We start from the raw sequence: 15,141 nt of genomic DNA, 5'->3' as shown, positions 1-15,141 counted from the left end.
TCTTCACTACTATCTCTCCCCTGCCACTCCAGGTATCTGTCTTACTCACCTACGAAATGCGGTGGTCGCTTCTCCAAGAACGCGGCCACCGCTTCCTTATGGTCGGCCGAGACCGCCAAACGAGCCTGCGCGTCCGCCTCCGCCGCAGCAGCAGCCAAGGTATCCCGGCGCAGCAGAGCCTTAATCTCCTTCAGCGCGGCCGTCGGCCCCGCCGCAAACTGGGCAGCCAACTCGCGTGCCCGAGTCGCTGGATTATCCACCACTTCGGTGACCAGGCCGAGGCTCAGGGCTTCGTCGGCAAGCACCTTCTTATCGAAGAGCAACAGCTCACGCGCCTTCGCGTCACTGACCATGCGCGGCAGCAGCGCCGACATGCCACAGTCCGTGGCCAGGCCAATCGACGGGAACGCCGCCTTGAACGACGCCTTCGGGCCGGCGATACGGAAATCACAGTGTAGCGCCAGCGACCAGCCGGCACCCGCCGCAGCACCTTCGATAGCGGCAATAACCGGAACGTTAATCGCGGTCAGCTCCGCGACCATCGGGTTGTACTCCTCGACAACCTTGCCCATGCCGGCGCCGGACTGCAGGTCAGAAATGTGCTCCTTCAAGTCCTGGCCCGTACAAAACGCCTTCGGCCCGCCGAGCAGGATAACAGCGCGCACATCCGGCTCCTGCGCACGCTCAAAAGCGGCTTTCAGCTCCAAGCGGAGATTCTTATCCAGGGAGTTATAGGCATCCGGGCGGTCGATGGTGATGGCTAGAATGCCGTCGGAAAAGTCTTGAGTAACGTTGCTCATAACCTCGCAGGTTATCGCAATCTCCCCCGCCTCGGACGCACTTTTGCACCAAATCACTCGCCGCGAGTAACAAGGGACACATGACACTTCCACGCCCCGCCACGCCTGACGACGTCCACGAGATCGTCGACCTCATCAAAGACCTGGCGGCCTACGAAAAAGAACCCGATGCCGTCCGACTGACCCCCGAGCGCCTGCGCGAACAGCTCTTCGGGGACAACCCTGCGATTTTCTGCCACGTCGTCGACTCCACATCCGGAAATTTGGACGACGGCGCCGGTGGCGGTGATGGCGGTGTTGGAGGCAGCCCGCGCCTCGACGGCATTGCACTGTGGTTCCTCAACTACTCCACCTGGGAAGGCACCCACGGCATCTACCTCGAAGACCTCTACGTCCGCCCCGAGGCACGCGGCACCGGCAAGGGCAAAGCACTGCTGCAGAACCTCGCGCGAATTGCCGTGGAGCGAGGCTACTCACGTGTCGAGTGGTGCGTCCTGAAGTGGAATCAACCCTCCATCGATTTCTACCGCTCCCTCGGCGCCTTCCCCATGGACGAATGGGACACCTTCCGCCTCACCGGCAGCGCCCTGCGTGACTTCGGGGCGTAACAGACGGCAGCGCGTGGTGCGGCGGTACGGCGGTGCAGCTGCGGTGCGTTTGCGCGGTGAAAAGTCCGGATGTGGATAACTGCTAAACCGGCTGACTTATCCACAGCCTGCCCCCATAGGCGTTGTCCCCCTACATCCGGACTTTTACCTTCAAAGGCATGACAGTTCTTGGGACGCTCGCCGCACTGGCCTCGCGCGGAATGGACACGCTAGCGGAACTCCACGCCGCGCGTCCCGACGGCCACGACGCCACCTCCCACCTGGCGGCAACCCTCGGCCTTGACCCGGCGCGCCTCCGGCTTTTGCTACGCGTCGCCGCCCACTATCTCCAACCCGCTGACACCGAGGAAAACACCAAAGCCCGCGAAGACGCCACCGCCCTTGCGCGCCAGCTCGGCCTCAGCCTGGACACCTGCGTGCTTATCGACAAGCGCAGCCGCCAAGCCAACAACGCCGAACTCCACGACAACCTCCGCCTCACATTCGTCGCTGCCGCCGAACGCCTCGGCTTCGAAGAACTCGATCTCTACATGCGGGAAACTCTCACCGAGCTCAACACCGAAGACGAGCCACCCCAGCACCTACGCGCCCGATTTTCCCGGAAGGTAGACATCCGGGGAATGAAGCACTTCCATATCTCCGGCCCCTCGGATATGCTCGACAATCTCCTGTCGCCGCTTACCATCCGTGCCGCAGAAATCCGGAAGTCCCATCCGGAGTTTTCCCACGACCGCTGCGTCGGCCAAGCGCTTGCCGAGCGCCTCGAGCATGCCGATGCCGCAACGCCCGTCGACAAGCTCGATGAAATGCGCTACCAACCCGCCATCATCATCACCGCACAAGACCTCATCGACTACAGCCCGCGATTCGCCGCCACCACCAACGGCTCTGCGCTCGCCCCCGACGTCTTCCTCAACGCCCTACTCGCCGACACCGGGTGGGCCGTGCTTTACGACGAACACAGCGCCATTACGGACTTATTTCCCATCGGCAACCCCCGCCTGGCGACTGAAGAGCAGCGCATCGCGATGCTCATCGACAACCCCATCTGCGCCTGGCCCGGCTGTGAACGCCCCGCCTATAGCGGACAAGCGCACCACCTAGTCGCCCACAAACACGGCGGCACAACCACGCTGGACAACCTCACCATGGTCTGCCGCGAACACAACGGGCTTAACGACGACGACCGGGAAGGACGCAACGGCCACCTCGAACGCATCCCCACATCCGGACATATTCGATGGCGCCCACCTGACAAGACTCGGCCGCCGCTGTTTAGCAACTCATTCGTGACATCAATGTCCGGGAGGTCCTACGCCGGATACCGGGCAGGCACGACGAAACAGCTCGGGCCGGAGCCACCACCTCCGGACCAAAACCCGGATGTACGGGAAAACCCGTCCTAGCGCACTGCTAGAACGGGTACTTGCGCTGCAAAAACGCAGATTTAGATGAGGTTCCAGTCCTCGATGCCGTCGTAAAGCGGGAATTCCTGAGCAATCTTCGAAACACGAGCACGCAGGGAGTCAACATCCGCATTCTTGCCGGCGGCGAGAGCAGTACCGATGACATCGGCGACCTCGGTGAAGGCCTTCTCGTCGAGACCACGGGTGGCCAGCGCCGGAGTACCGATACGAAGTCCGGATGTAACCATCGGAGGACGCGGGTCAAACGGAACGGCATTACGGTTAACGGTGATGCCAACAGCGTGGAGCAGATCCTCGGCCTCCTGGCCGTTCATCTCAGAATTGCGCAGATCCGCCAGAACCAGGTGGACATCGGTGCCGCCAGTGAGAACATCGACGCCAGCCTCGGCGCAGTCGGAAGCGGTGAGACGCTCAGCCAGAATGCGGGCACCAGCGAGAGTGCGCTCCTGGCGCTCCTTGAACTCCTCGGTACCAGCAATCTTCAGCGCCACGGCCTTGCCGGCGATGGCGTGCATCAGCGGACCACCCTGCTGCCCCGGGAAAACAGCGGAGTTCAGCTTCTTGGCGTACTCCTGCTTAGCCAAAATCATGCCCGAACGTGGACCACCGAGGGTTTTGTGAACGGTGGTCGACACAACGTCAGAATGCGGAACCGGCGACGGGTGCAGACCGGCGGCAACCAGGCCTGCGAAGTGCGCCATGTCCGTCCACAGCTTCGCACCGACCTCATCGGCGATGGAACGGAAAGCTTCGAAGTCGAGGTGGCGCGGGTACGCCGACCAACCTGCGATGAGAACATCCGGCTTTTCTGCGAGCGCCTGCTCACGCACCTTGTCCATATCGATCCGCATGGTGTCCTTGTCCACACCGTATGCGGCGACGTGGTAGAGCTTGCCGGAGAAGTTAAGCTTCATGCCGTGGGTCAGGTGACCGCCGTGTGCCAGGTCGAGGCCCATAATCTTGTCACCGGCGTTGATCAGCGCATGCAGAACGGCAGCGTTTGCCTGCGCACCTGCGTGTGGCTGAACGTTGGCGAACTCAGCGCCGAAGAGCTCCTTGGCGCGGTTGCGTGCCATGTCCTCGACGACGTCGACGTATTCGCAGCCGCCGTAGTAACGACGGCCCGGGTAGCCTTCGGCGTACTTGTTGGTCAGAACCGAGCCCTGAGCTTGCAGCACTGCACGTGGAACAAAGTTCTCACTGGCAATCATTTCGAGCATGTCACGCTGACGAGAGAGCTCCCCTGCCATTGCCTCTGCGAGGTCGGGATCGAGTTCACGCAGCGATTGGTAGCGGACATCGTTATTGTTAGACCCGGTCATGAGTAGGTTTTCGACCTTTCAATGAAACTTCAATGCCACAGGCCATGCTAGCCCTTTATGGGGCAAACCACGAAAGCAGCACCATTCAGGTATGCCCCCTTTATTGACTCGTTTTCCGGTTTTCGGCACCCCCTTGGCACAATTGGAAGTATGACGCGCGCAACATCCCCCAGCCCGTACGTCGAGTTCAAACGCGAGCAGTGGCGCGAAATGCGCAAGAATATGCCTCTGGTGCTGACGGAAGAGGAAGCTGAACGACTTTCCGGTATCGGTGAAAACATCGACCTGGACGAAGTCGCCGAGGTCTATCTTCCGCTTTCTCGTCTGATTCACATGCGTGTGGCGGCGCATCGGGAGCTGAACGCCGTAACGTCAAACTTCCTTGGGGAAAATCCTTCGAAGGGGGCGTCGGTGCCGTTTATTATCGGCGTCGCGGGTTCGGTGGCGGTCGGCAAGTCAACGACGGCGCGTTTGCTGCAGGTCCTGCTCGAGCGCTGGGAGACTAATCCGCGGGTGGACTTGGTTACTACTGATGGCTTCCTCTATCCTTCTGAGGAATTGAATCGCCGTGGGATTATGCAGCGCAAGGGGTATCCGGAGTCGTATGATCAGCGTGCGTTGATGCGGTTTGTCACGGCGGTGAAGTCGGGGGCGCGGCATGTGAAGGCGCCGGTGTATTCGCACACGCTCTATGACCGGGTGCCGGATGAGTTCGTCGATGTCGATCGTCCGGACATTCTCATTCTCGAGGGGCTCAACGTTTTGCAGACGGGCCCGACGCTGATGATTTCCGATCTTTTCGATTTCAGTGTCTACGTCGATGCCCCGCGCGCGGACATCGAACGCTGGTACATTAATCGTTTCCTCAGTCTCCGCCAGACGGCGTTTCGCGCTCCGGGCGCGCACTTCGCGGATTACGCCACGCTTGACGACGAAGCTGCGGCCGAGGTGGCCCGACGCATTTGGCAGCAGGTGAACTTGCCGAACCTGACGGAAAATATTTTGCCCACTCGAGTGCGGGCGTCATTAGTTCTTACGAAGTCTCGGGACCACAAGGTTTCGAGGGTCCGGATGCGCAAACTCTAACATCCGGAAATTTTTCCGGATGTAGGGAGGTTATTTGCCGAAGCGGCGTGAGCGCTGCGAAAAGTCTCGAAGTGCGCGGAGGAAGTCGATGCGGCGGAATTCGGGCCAGTAGGTATCGGTGAACCAAATCTCGGAGTAGGCGGTTTGCCAGAGGAGGAAGCCGCTGAGCCGCTGTTCTCCGGAAGTGCGGATGACTAGATCGGGGTCCGGTTGTCCGGATGTGTAGAGGCGGCGAGAAATGGCATCGGTGGTGATGCGCTCCTCAAGCTCGGAAGCATCGATTCCCTCGGCGACTGATTCCCGGATGATTCTGCGTACTGCGTCGACGATTTCCTGCCGGCCGCCGTAGCCAACGGCGATGTTGACCTGGATGCCGGTGTTGTTCGCGGTGACTTCTTCGTCGTGACGCAGCCGGGCGGTCATTCTTTCCGGAAGGAGCTCGAGGTGGCCGACCATGCGCAGGCGCACGTCGTTAGGCGATTGCGCCAATTCGTCGACGACGTCGGCGATGATGTCGAACAGTAATTCCAGCTCTTCGGGGTCTCGCCCGAGGTTTTCGGTGGAGAGCAGGTAGATGGTGACCAGCTCGATTTCCTGCTCGGCGCACCAGCCGACGAATTCTGCGATTTTGCGGGAGCCGACGCGGTGGCCGTGGCTGACGTCGGTGAATCCAGCCTCCCTCGCCCAGCGGCGGTTGCCATCGGCCATGATGGCAACGTGCTTGGGGCGAGGTTTTCCTTCTAGCTCTTGGGCTAGTTTGCGCTCGTAGAGCGGATAGGCGATCCGCCGGAGTGAGGACGGCTGGTTTTCTTTCACATATGTAACCCTACCCAATGGGCACGGCCACTTTGTGCTTAGTCGCGTGCCTGCCGACGCTTCCGAACTTCTGCCGCAAGCGTACGCAGCAGCCGGTCGGTGGTTTCCCAATCCATGCACGCATCGGTGACGGACTTGCCGTATACGAGGCCCTTACGACCATCGGTAATTTTTTGCGCGCCGGCTTCGAGGAAGGACTCCATCATGATGCCGGTGATGCGCTCGTCGCCGCCCCCGATGAGCTTGCCGAGCTCCTCAACGACCTCGGCCTGGCGCACCTCGGATTTTCCGGAATTGGCGTGGGAGGCGTCCACCATAATGCTGACGGTTTGCTCGGCCTTGTTCAGGCGCGCTTCGGCGTCGTTAAGCGATTCTTCGTCCCAGTTCGGGCCGGAGGTGCCACCGCGGAGGATGATGTGGCAGTTGTGGTTGCCGGCGGTTTCGACGACGGCGGCGCGGCCTTGGTCGTTCATGCCGAAGAAGAAGTGCGGGTTTGCTGCGGAGACCAGCGAGTCCACGGCGACCTGGACGTTGCCGTCGGTGCCGTTCTTGAAGCCGATGGGCACGGAAAGTCCGGAAGCGAGCTGACGGTGGACCTGCGACTCCGTGGTACGCGCACCGATCGCGCCCCAGGAGACGGCGTCGGAAATGTACTGCGGGCTGTTGGGTTCGAGGAATTCGGCGCCGGCGGGCAGGCCGGTGCGCAGGACCTCGATGAGTACCTCGCGGGCCATGTGCAAGCCCTTGTTGATCTTGAAGGAGCTATCCAGGTCGGGGTCGTTGATGAGTCCCTTCCAGCCGACGGTGGTGCGTGGCTTTTCGAAGTAGACGCGCATGACGACCAGTAGGTCCTCGTCGAGCTCATCGGCGGTGGCCTTCAGGCGGCGGGCGTAGTCGATGGCGGCCTCGGGGTCGTGGATGGAGCACGGGCCGACAACGACCAGCAGACGATCGTCTTCACGGGCGATGATGCGAGCGATGTCGAGTCGCGACTGCTCTACCTCGTTAACCAGGTTTGGGGTCAGTGGCTGTTTGGCCATGACCTCTTCTGGGGAGGGCAGGTCGTGGAAGGCTACGACGCGGCGGTTCGCGGTCGAGGCGGGGGCTTCGAGGGAAGTTGGAGGGGTCATCTGAGGTCTCTTTTCTCTGGGTGATTAGTTGCGCATTTTGGCTGTAGATACGACAAAAGGCAGCGCCCCGATTGGTTGGGGCTGCTGCCTTTGGCTCCGGTTGGTGGCGACGTGACGATTAGCCGCCGGCTGTGACTAGGTCGTCACTGCCTCCGGAGCCTTCGAAAAATAAAATCGCCACATACGCATGTGCTTGACTGTAGCGCACTGCCTAGAATCCCGCAATTCGAACTCCAAATCCCGCCACATGGGAAACAATCAGGGGTGCACACATTGCCCGTCGTCAAGCGGCGCGCACATGCCTTGACGCTAACTACTCCGCTTCACGACGCTGCTCTGCTGCAGCCATCGCTTTATCCACGGCCTCGGAATCAAAGGGATCCATACCGTGCGCCTCGGCAAACTTCCGGCGGGCGGCCATGCGCTTCGCGCGCCGCGAGAGATCCCAGCCGAGAGCCAGGATGACGATGAGCAAAACGACAATGATGAGCAGGCCAATAGGAGAGGCCTTACCGAAGTCAGCACCCCGCGGACCAGTGGGGTTCTGCGCCAGGAAAATTGTCGTGCGAGCCGCCAAGGCGTCGAAGCTTTCAATCATGAGTTCCAGCTTAGCGTTAATTCCGGACTATTCCGCGTCGGGGTCGATACCGGCGAAGAGATCGGTCTCTGGCAGCTCAGTCTGCACGCGAGTGCGGGCGAGCTCAAACTCTTCGGTCGGCCAAACGCGCTGCTGAATGTCTACCGGCACGGCGAAGAATGGCCCGTTCGGATCGATCTGCGTGGCGTGCGCCAGCAGCGCCTGATCCCGCTGCTGGAAGTAATCGCCGCACTCGACCTGCGTGGTCACGCGGGTCATGATGTCGCCGGGAGTCTTAGTCCAATGACGGAAGGACTCGGCCAGCGGGCTTTCCAAGCCGTTGTCGCGGTAGTAGTTATCCAGCGCGATGAGGCGCGCCTTGATGAAACCGTGGGTGTAGTAGAGCTTGGAAATCTCCCATGGTTCACCGAGCTCGGGGTACTTATCCGTTCCGGACTCCAGCCAAGCGCGCATGGACACGATATGGGTCATGATGTGGTCCGGGTGCGGGTAGCCACCGTTTTCGTCGTAAGTAATGACGACGTGCGGACGGAATTCCCGGATGGCCCGGATGAGAGGCTTCGTCGCATCCTCGACCGATTGGCGAGCAAACACACCGTGCGACAGCACCGGCACCGGGTTGCCCGCAGGCAGACCGGAGTCGGTAAAGCCGAGCCACTCATGTTCAACACCGAGAATCTCAGCGGCTGCAGCCATTTCGTTAACGCGCACCGAGGCGATATTCTCCCGCACCTCCGGCCGATCCATCGCCGGGTTGAGAATGCTACCGGCCTCACCGCCGGTGCAGGTCACCACTTTGACGCGATGCCCTTCCGCCACATATCGGGCCATTGTTGCGGCGCCCTTGCTCGATTCGTCATCAGGATGAGCGTGAATCGCCATCAGACGAAGTGCCAATTGAAGTCACTCCCGCTACTATCTCAGTCCATGTTTTCTGGCCGAGGCCGGGGCCCTTCGACCGCAACGATGCTACTACAGCACCGTTTCAATACCGCCCCACTATAGCGCTGCACCATCATATGACCACGCAGCATCGCTACTCGGTGGAACAACATAGCAGCAGGACACTGCGCCACACCAGAAAGATTGTTTAACTGTCAACATTTTACCACGTCGACCAAGAACTCCGATAGGCTAAAAAGCATGGCTGAAAGTTCGGAGCGAAACACCCGAAATACCGCAGCGCCTAACGGGCAGCGCGAGCGCTATGGGGATAACAGTCGCACTCTCCCCGCAAAATTGGTTGTTATCGCTATTGTTGGCATGCTCGTCATCGCCGGCGCATACATCTTCGTTCAGATGAACCGCGTCTCCGCCCCGGATGTCTCTGCAACGCAAGCGGGCTGGAGCCGCACTCCAGGTAAGGAAGATGAGCAGTTCATCTTCACGCTGGACGTCACCCGCGAAAAGCCGGAGCTGGATAGCTACTGCATTATCTACGCGCTGAACTATGACGTGGCAGAGGTCGGCCGTCGCGACGTATTCATTCCGGGCGGCGGCCCCGCTACGGTGCGTATGGACGTCCCCATTGCCACCCGCGAGTTGGCCGTCGCCGGCGATGTCTACGGCTGCTCCACCGACATTCCGGAGTTCCTCGCACCTGCTAAGTAACTGCCTTTCGCAACTGAGGATTATGCGCTTTCACGGCACGTCGTAAAGCGTGCGCAACAACACTCCGACGCGCCTGTTATTGCCATGTGGCGTGACAGTGCTATCCTGTGACGCAGCCGACGGCCCCACGCGGGGCCGCTTTTGTATTAAATAGCCAAAAACACAGGAGGAACCATGACTGAGGCAAAGAACAATAGCCCATGGCTCACCCAGGAGTCCTACGACAAGCTCAAGGCCGAGCTTGAGGCGCTATACGAAAACCGCCCGGTCATCGCCGCCGAGATTAACGAGCGCCGCGAAGAGGGCGACTTGAAGGAAAACGCCGGCTACGATGCCGCTCGTGAGCAGCAGGGACAGGAAGAGGCGCGCATCCGCTACCTCGAAGACCTGCTGCAGCGCGCCACCGTCGGCGAGATCCCGCAGGAGTCCGGTGTGGCTCTGGTCGGCACCGTGGTCCACGTCTACTACGACGGCGACGAAGACGACACCGAGACCTTCCTCATCGGTACCCGTGGCGCTGACTCCTCCAACCCGAACCTGGAGACCTACTCCACCGATTCCCCGCTGGGCAAGGCTCTGGTCGGCGCTAAGGAGGGCGAGACCCGCACTTACGCTTCCCCAAGCGGCGACGAAGTGTCTGTCACTGTGGTCAAGGCTGAGCCGTACGACCCGGAGATGGACGCCTAAGCGCTCCCGGCGTTAGACCGCCTCAACCCAGGCGGCAACTTCGGGCCACAGTGCCCGATTCTTGGACCGATAGAAGCCCATATGGCCTATCGGTCCATTTTTTGTGCCCTCTCCCGCTTCAATAACGCGCTTTACGACGTCACACTGAACAGCCTGATCGGTCAATATGTCGACTGCCAACAACAAAGCGCCGGCCACCCGTAATAACGGGCTAACCGGCGCTTGTGCGTTAGTTAGTTTTCTAGCGTTTAGTCCCTGAAGTAGGACAGCAGACGCAGAATCTCGGTGTAGAGCCAGACCAGGGTCACAGCCAGGCCGAGGGCGACACCCCAGGCGTACTGAGCCGGAGCGCCAGCGCGGACCAGGCGGTCAGCCTGATCGAAGTCAATCAGGAAGCTGAAGGCTGCCAGGCCGATGCAGACCAGCGAGAAGATGATCGACAGCATGCCGCCGTCACGCAGCGGGAAGCCCAGGCCGAACAGGGAGAGCACCAGGTTGCCCAGCATGAGGACCAGCACACCGATCAGAGCCGCACTCATAAAACGGGTGAACTTCGGGGTCACGCGGATAGCGCCCGACTTGTAGACGAAGAGCATACCGATGAAGACACCCAGGGTGGCCAGCACTGCCTGCATAATCAGCGCACCTGCGGCAACGCCCTGAATTGGAGCGGTGAACATGAAGCTGATGCCACCGACGAAGAGGCCCTCGAAGGCCGCGTAGGTGAGGGTAACCGGCGCGGAGCCGTACTTCTTGCCGAAGGTGGAAACCAAAACAGTAATCAGACCACCGATGGCGCCGACAATGGTCAGAATCATGGCCAGGCTGGTGGAGACACTGACGGCAATGAAGAAATTGACCGCAGCCAAAACGATGATGGTTGCCAGCGTGATGCCGGTCTTGGAAACGACATCGTCGACCGTCATCGGACGGTAGTCGGCGGCAACCTGCGACTGGTACGGGTTATCCCCGTAGCCAGCGCCCATCTGACCTTGGCCGTAGTGATGTGCGCCCGCCTGTCCGCGGGCGACGGTCTTAGTAAGTGAACTGAATGCAGGATTGCTGCTTTCGCGCACGTCGTCCTTCTTTCTTTTCTCAGTTTTTCTTACGTTTTGTATTCAGGCACACGCGCTTACGTTTGCCTACACTTTCTACAACGGGCGATGTAAAGGTATTGTTCCCAACCCTGAAAAACAGTTAGTATCAAGGTAATTCCTCGCCTGCTGGCGGTGATTTTGTAATCGCGGAAAAACTCACAGTCGCCAGGCGTGGGCACCACATGAGTGATTATGAAACAGGAGGTTGGTCAAGATGTCTGATGGCCTTGACTACGATCCGGATACCACTGGTGATTTCGACGAGACCACGCTCGATGGCTCAGAGGGACTCGATGGCGACTTCCTCACCGGTGATGGCGAGAATTATGTAATGGATCCGCCGGACCGCTGGCGGGGTGCTTCTCCGCATGACACCCTCGGCAAGCGGTTGGCCGAGGAAAAGCCGGACATCGACGTCGACGACGATCTGGATGATGACCCGGAGATGCGCTACGGCGATGTCGACGGCCACGAACCGTTCGAGTTCGGCAACGATGGCCCGCGCGAACCGGACCGCAACCGTCGGATGGGCTGGACTACTTACTAAAGTTTTCTAAGTTTTTGTAGTTTTGCCAAATTTACTATCTCGGGGCGCCGCGCAACAGTAGTATCTGTGCCATGACAGCATCTACTGCTACGACAAACCGAACTACCATCCGCAATCCGCTTAACGACGAGCTCGTTGCCCGCCTTCTTCAGCGCGTCACGGTAGCTGATAAGTCGAAGACCGCCACTATCTCGGCACCATTTACCGGCCAGGAGCTGGCGCAGATTCCTGTCGGTACCCAGGCCGATGTCGACGAGGCCTTCAAGCGTGCCCGTGCCGCGCAGAAGAAGTGGGCCCGCATGGCGCCGGAAAAGCGCGGCGAAGTGCTGCACCACTTCCACGACCTGCTCTTTACCCACTGCGACCAGGTGCTGGACCTGCTGCAGGCCGAGACCGGTAAAAACCGCGCCAGTGCCCACGAGGAGCTCGTACACACAGCTATCACCGCCCGCTACTACGGCAATCAGGGCCCGAAACTGCTTGAGCCGAAGCGAGCACACGGCGCTGTCCCGGTACTTTCCAAGACCACCGTCTACCACCATCCAAAGGGCGTCGTCGGTGTTATTGCTCCGTGGAACTACCCACTGACCCTCGCGGTTTCCGATGCGCTGGCTGCACTGATGGCCGGTAACGCCATCGTGCTCAAGCCGGACAGCACCACTCCGTTTACCGCTCTCTTCGCTGTCGATTTGCTCTACCGCGCTGGCCTTCCGGAGGATCTCTTCCAGGTCATTCCAGGTCCCGGTCGCGTTGTCGGCCAGGGCATTGTCGGCCAGTGTGACTTCCTGATGTTCACCGGCTCCTCCGAGACCGGCCGCTCGCTGGCACAGCAGTGTGGCGAGCGCCTGATCAGTTTCTCCGCGGAGCTCGGCGGCAAGAACCCGCTGATTGTCGCTGAAGATGCCAACATCAACCGCGCGGTCGAGGGCGCACGCATCGGCTGCTTCACCAACTCCGGTCACCTGTGTGTATCCATTGAGCGAATTTATGTCGTGGACTCCGTCTGGGACGAGTTCGTCCCGGCATTCACCGACCGCGTGAAGGCAATGTCCATCGGCGCTGGCTACGAGTGGGAAACCGAGATGGGCTGTCTGCAGTCGCAGGGCCAGTTCGACATCGTCAAGTCCATGGTCGACGAGGCCATCGAGGCCGGCGCCACCGTGCTGGCCGGCGGTCGTCCTCGCCCGGATCTGGGACCGCTGTTCTACGAACCGACTGTGCTTACCGACGTCCCGGAGGGCGTCGCCCTGCTGACCGAAGAGGTATTCGGCCCGGTGGTAGTCCTCCAGCGTGTCTCGGATGTCCATGAGGCTATCGCCAAGTCCAACGATTCCCGTTATGGCCTCAACGCTTCGCTGTGGACCTCCCCGCGTCGCGCAAAGGAGCTGGCTCCACAGCTTGAGGCCGGCACTGTCAATGTCAACGATGGTTTTGCTGCGGCCTTCGCGTCTGTCGATGCCCCGATGGGTGGTTTCAAGGATTCGGGTGTGGGCCGTCGTCAAGCAGCGGGCGGCCTGCTGAAGTACACCGATGAGCAGACAGTGACCGTGCAGCGTCTTTCCCCGGTGTCGATGCCGCAGATGCCGCGTGAGCTGTACTCGAAGGTGTTCAACACGGCACTTGTCCTCGGCAAGAAGTTCAACGTCCTGCCGTAATCCGCATGTAGCGCGCACAAATAGCAAAAGGCCAGGTCAGAAAACTCTCTGACCTGGCCTTTTGGTGCCCCCAGTGGGACTCGAACCCACACTGAAAGGATTTTAAGTCCTCTGCCTCTGCCAATTGGGCTATAGGGGCCCCTAAGAAAGATTAATGGGCGATATGGGTGTCTACCAAACTCGCCACAATTCCGTCGAGGATATCCTTCTCGCTGATGTAGAAAAAGCGCTGCTCTTCCTTCGCTGCCTCGGAAAGCGGCAGCGCCTCAAACATGTCCATCAGACCGTCCACAATGATGGAACCGCCGGCGAAGACATCCGCGCGCTTCGGATGCATCACGGGATTGGCAGCGAGGGACTCCGCGTCGGTCTCAATCACGGACGCGGTCAGCGCACGCAACGCCGCAAAGCGCAGCTGCGACAGGTGGATTGCCTCCGGGTCGTAGGTTTCTAGCCCCTGTGCCAGCGCCGACAGCGTGGTGAAGGTCCCGGCGCAGCCGACGATGGTGCGAGCCTTGTCGACAGGCACCTTCGCAACAATCTCGTCGGCCAGCTCCGCAACATACGAACGCGCCTCCTGGACCTGTTCCGCCGTCGGTGGCGAGGCCTGCAGGAACCGTTCGGTCAAGCGCACACTGCCCATAGCCACGGAATCAGAACCGGCTACCGTACCATCGTGGTCACCGACAATAACCTCGGTGGAGCCACCGCCGACGTCAATGACGCAATACGGACCGAGCTCGGGCTCCAAGTCATCTACCGCCCCGCGGAAGGACAGCGCGGCTTCCTCGTCGCCGGAAATGACCTCGGCCTCTGCACCCCACGGAGCGAGAATCTCGCGGGTCATGGCGAAGAAATCGTCGCGGTTGCTTGCGTCGCGTGTCGCCGATGTCGCCACCATTCGGACTGCTTGCACTTTTTCGACCTGCATAAGCTCCGCATACTTCGTCAGAGCCTCCCGCACGCGCTCCAGCGCCTCTGGAGCCAGCATGCCAGTGGCATCCACGCCCTGGCCAAGGCGGACGATTTCCATCAGTCGGTGCAGTTCTGTGATTTCGAGAACTCCATCGACAACCTCGACCCGGCTGATAAGCAGGCGAAGCGAATTAGTGCCGCAGTCGACGGCAGCGAGGGTCGTCATTTATCCCTCCACCCCCGGATACGCAATACCGAGCTCGGCAATCGTGGGCCAATCTGCGGGAATCGCGGTGCCGCGCAGTTTCTCGTTCTCCGCCGCCAGCGCCACCGACTCAGTACCCAGTCGGAAGTGATCCGGCCCCTTGGCCAGCGCGTAGGCAATAAGAACGTGGAGGCACTTCACGCGCGTCGGCATTCCGCCACCGGAGAAGTCCGTGCCTAGGTCTTCCATCTCATTGCGCTCTGCCAGAAACGCCTCGTGCGCGCGCTGGTAATCGGCGGCGAGGTCTTCGTCGCTTTCCAGACGCGCGGTCATTTCTTTCATCACGCCGGTCGTCTCCAACCGGGAGGCCTCCGCTGTCAAACGCGGATCAGTCAGGTAAAAGAGCGTGGGAAACGGAGTGCCATCGTCCAAACGAGGCTTCGTCTTGACCACACCAGGAGTGCCGTCGGGGCTGCGGTAAGAGATGTCCACTACACCCCGTGGTTCACGTCCGAGCTGCTCCGCTATCACTTCCAAATCTGCGGTATCCACAGACATCGGTCACACTCCTTTTGCTTCCGTTTTACTGACACATAATCTCACAGTCGCCTTACAAGCGCGTTGCTTCGCTTTACGA

Annotated in this window: 16 protein-coding genes and 1 tRNA gene; 7 read left to right on the top strand and 10 right to left on the bottom strand. The window is 60.3% G+C overall.

Going from position 1 to position 15,141, the window contains the following annotated elements; translation table 11 throughout:
* Positions 1 to 41 precede the first annotated feature (41 nt).
* On the bottom strand, positions 42 to 800 hold the full coding sequence (locus HMPREF2920_RS02740) for an enoyl-CoA hydratase-related protein (protein ID WP_070429185.1): 759 nt from the start codon (positions 798 to 800) through the stop codon (positions 42 to 44).
* 80 nt (positions 801 to 880) lie between these two features.
* Here HMPREF2920_RS02740 and HMPREF2920_RS02735 point away from each other — a divergent pair, with 80 nt between their 5' ends.
* Both HMPREF2920_RS02735 and HMPREF2920_RS02730 read left to right on the top strand, forming a co-directional pair.
* Positions 881 to 1,408, top strand: coding sequence for a GNAT family N-acetyltransferase (locus tag HMPREF2920_RS02735; protein ID WP_070600923.1), 528 nt, complete (start codon positions 881 to 883; stop codon positions 1,406 to 1,408).
* A gap of 158 nt (positions 1,409 to 1,566) precedes the next feature.
* Positions 1,567 to 2,814 (top strand): HNH endonuclease signature motif containing protein, encoded by a 1,248-nt coding sequence (locus HMPREF2920_RS02730; RefSeq protein WP_239660041.1) that lies wholly within the window; start codon positions 1,567 to 1,569, stop codon positions 2,812 to 2,814.
* A gap of 41 nt (positions 2,815 to 2,855) precedes the next feature.
* Here the strand turns inward: HMPREF2920_RS02730 and glyA are convergent, their stop codons facing one another.
* A complete protein-coding gene (glyA, locus tag HMPREF2920_RS02725; RefSeq protein ID WP_005510713.1) occupies positions 2,856 to 4,157 on the bottom strand; it encodes a serine hydroxymethyltransferase in 1,302 nt (433 codons plus the stop codon).
* A 150-nt stretch (positions 4,158 to 4,307) separates the two neighbouring features.
* Between glyA and coaA the strand changes: the two genes are divergently transcribed.
* Positions 4,308 to 5,243 carry a type I pantothenate kinase gene (coaA, locus tag HMPREF2920_RS02720; protein ID WP_038626177.1) on the top strand — a complete coding sequence of 312 codons (936 nt, stop codon included), beginning with the start codon at positions 4,308 to 4,310 and terminating at the stop codon, positions 5,241 to 5,243.
* Positions 5,244 to 5,273: 30 nt separating this feature from the next.
* On the opposite strand, the gene HMPREF2920_RS02715 is transcribed toward coaA, so the two are convergent.
* The 4 genes from HMPREF2920_RS02715 to mca all read right to left on the bottom strand — a co-directional run bounded on the left by HMPREF2920_RS02715 (position 5,274) and on the right by mca (position 8,669).
* Positions 5,274 to 6,059: an isoprenyl transferase gene (locus tag HMPREF2920_RS02715; RefSeq protein WP_016423188.1), complete on the bottom strand. Its 786-nt coding sequence runs from the start codon at positions 6,057 to 6,059 to the stop codon at positions 5,274 to 5,276.
* A 38-nt stretch (positions 6,060 to 6,097) separates the two neighbouring features.
* On the bottom strand, positions 6,098 to 7,189 hold the full coding sequence (locus tag HMPREF2920_RS02710; protein WP_070600924.1) for a 3-deoxy-7-phosphoheptulonate synthase: 1,092 nt from the start codon (positions 7,187 to 7,189) through the stop codon (positions 6,098 to 6,100).
* 313 nt (positions 7,190 to 7,502) lie between these two features.
* Positions 7,503 to 7,787: a hypothetical protein gene (locus HMPREF2920_RS02705; protein WP_048733974.1), complete on the bottom strand. Its 285-nt coding sequence runs from the start codon at positions 7,785 to 7,787 to the stop codon at positions 7,503 to 7,505.
* A 27-nt stretch (positions 7,788 to 7,814) separates the two neighbouring features.
* A complete protein-coding gene (mca, locus tag HMPREF2920_RS02700) occupies positions 7,815 to 8,669 on the bottom strand; it encodes a mycothiol conjugate amidase Mca (RefSeq protein ID WP_070600925.1) in 855 nt (284 codons plus the stop codon).
* Positions 8,670 to 8,930: 261 nt separating this feature from the next.
* On the opposite strand from mca, the gene HMPREF2920_RS02695 reads away from it, so the two are divergent.
* Positions 8,931 to 9,398: a DUF4307 domain-containing protein gene (locus tag HMPREF2920_RS02695; RefSeq protein ID WP_048733970.1), complete on the top strand. Its 468-nt coding sequence runs from the start codon at positions 8,931 to 8,933 to the stop codon at positions 9,396 to 9,398.
* Between the two features lie 174 nt (positions 9,399 to 9,572).
* A complete protein-coding gene (gene greA / locus HMPREF2920_RS02690) occupies positions 9,573 to 10,085 on the top strand; it encodes a transcription elongation factor GreA (protein WP_048733968.1) in 513 nt (170 codons plus the stop codon).
* 248 nt (positions 10,086 to 10,333) lie between these two features.
* On the opposite strand, the gene HMPREF2920_RS02680 is transcribed toward greA, so the two are convergent.
* Positions 10,334 to 11,161, bottom strand: a complete 828-nt coding sequence (locus tag HMPREF2920_RS02680; RefSeq protein ID WP_048733966.1) for a Bax inhibitor-1/YccA family protein — start codon at positions 11,159 to 11,161, stop codon at positions 10,334 to 10,336.
* A 235-nt stretch (positions 11,162 to 11,396) separates the two neighbouring features.
* Between HMPREF2920_RS02680 and HMPREF2920_RS02675 the strand changes: the two genes are divergently transcribed.
* Together HMPREF2920_RS02675 and HMPREF2920_RS02670 are read left to right on the top strand one after the other, a co-directional pair.
* Positions 11,397 to 11,729, top strand: a complete 333-nt coding sequence (locus tag HMPREF2920_RS02675) for a hypothetical protein (protein WP_070600926.1) — start codon at positions 11,397 to 11,399, stop codon at positions 11,727 to 11,729.
* A 71-nt stretch (positions 11,730 to 11,800) separates the two neighbouring features.
* Positions 11,801 to 13,384, top strand: coding sequence for a succinic semialdehyde dehydrogenase (locus tag HMPREF2920_RS02670; protein WP_049190697.1), 1,584 nt, complete (start codon positions 11,801 to 11,803; stop codon positions 13,382 to 13,384).
* 62 nt (positions 13,385 to 13,446) lie between these two features.
* Here HMPREF2920_RS02670 and HMPREF2920_RS02665 read toward each other — a convergent pair.
* From HMPREF2920_RS02665 to HMPREF2920_RS02655, 3 genes are all read right to left on the bottom strand, one after another.
* Positions 13,447 to 13,523 (bottom strand) — tRNA-Leu (locus tag HMPREF2920_RS02665).
* Positions 13,524 to 13,535: 12 nt separating this feature from the next.
* Positions 13,536 to 14,525, bottom strand: a complete 990-nt coding sequence (locus HMPREF2920_RS02660) for a Ppx/GppA phosphatase family protein (protein WP_049172251.1) — start codon at positions 14,523 to 14,525, stop codon at positions 13,536 to 13,538.
* A complete protein-coding gene (locus tag HMPREF2920_RS02655; protein WP_069359271.1) occupies positions 14,526 to 15,062 on the bottom strand; it encodes a DUF501 domain-containing protein in 537 nt (178 codons plus the stop codon).
* Positions 15,063 to 15,141: the final 79 nt, after the last annotated feature.

The sequence above is a fragment of the Corynebacterium sp. HMSC075F02 genome (assembly GCF_001838335.1).
GTDB lineage: Bacteria > Actinomycetota > Actinomycetes > Mycobacteriales > Mycobacteriaceae > Corynebacterium > Corynebacterium jeikeium_D.
This window is presented reverse-complemented; position numbering and strand designations above follow the sequence as displayed.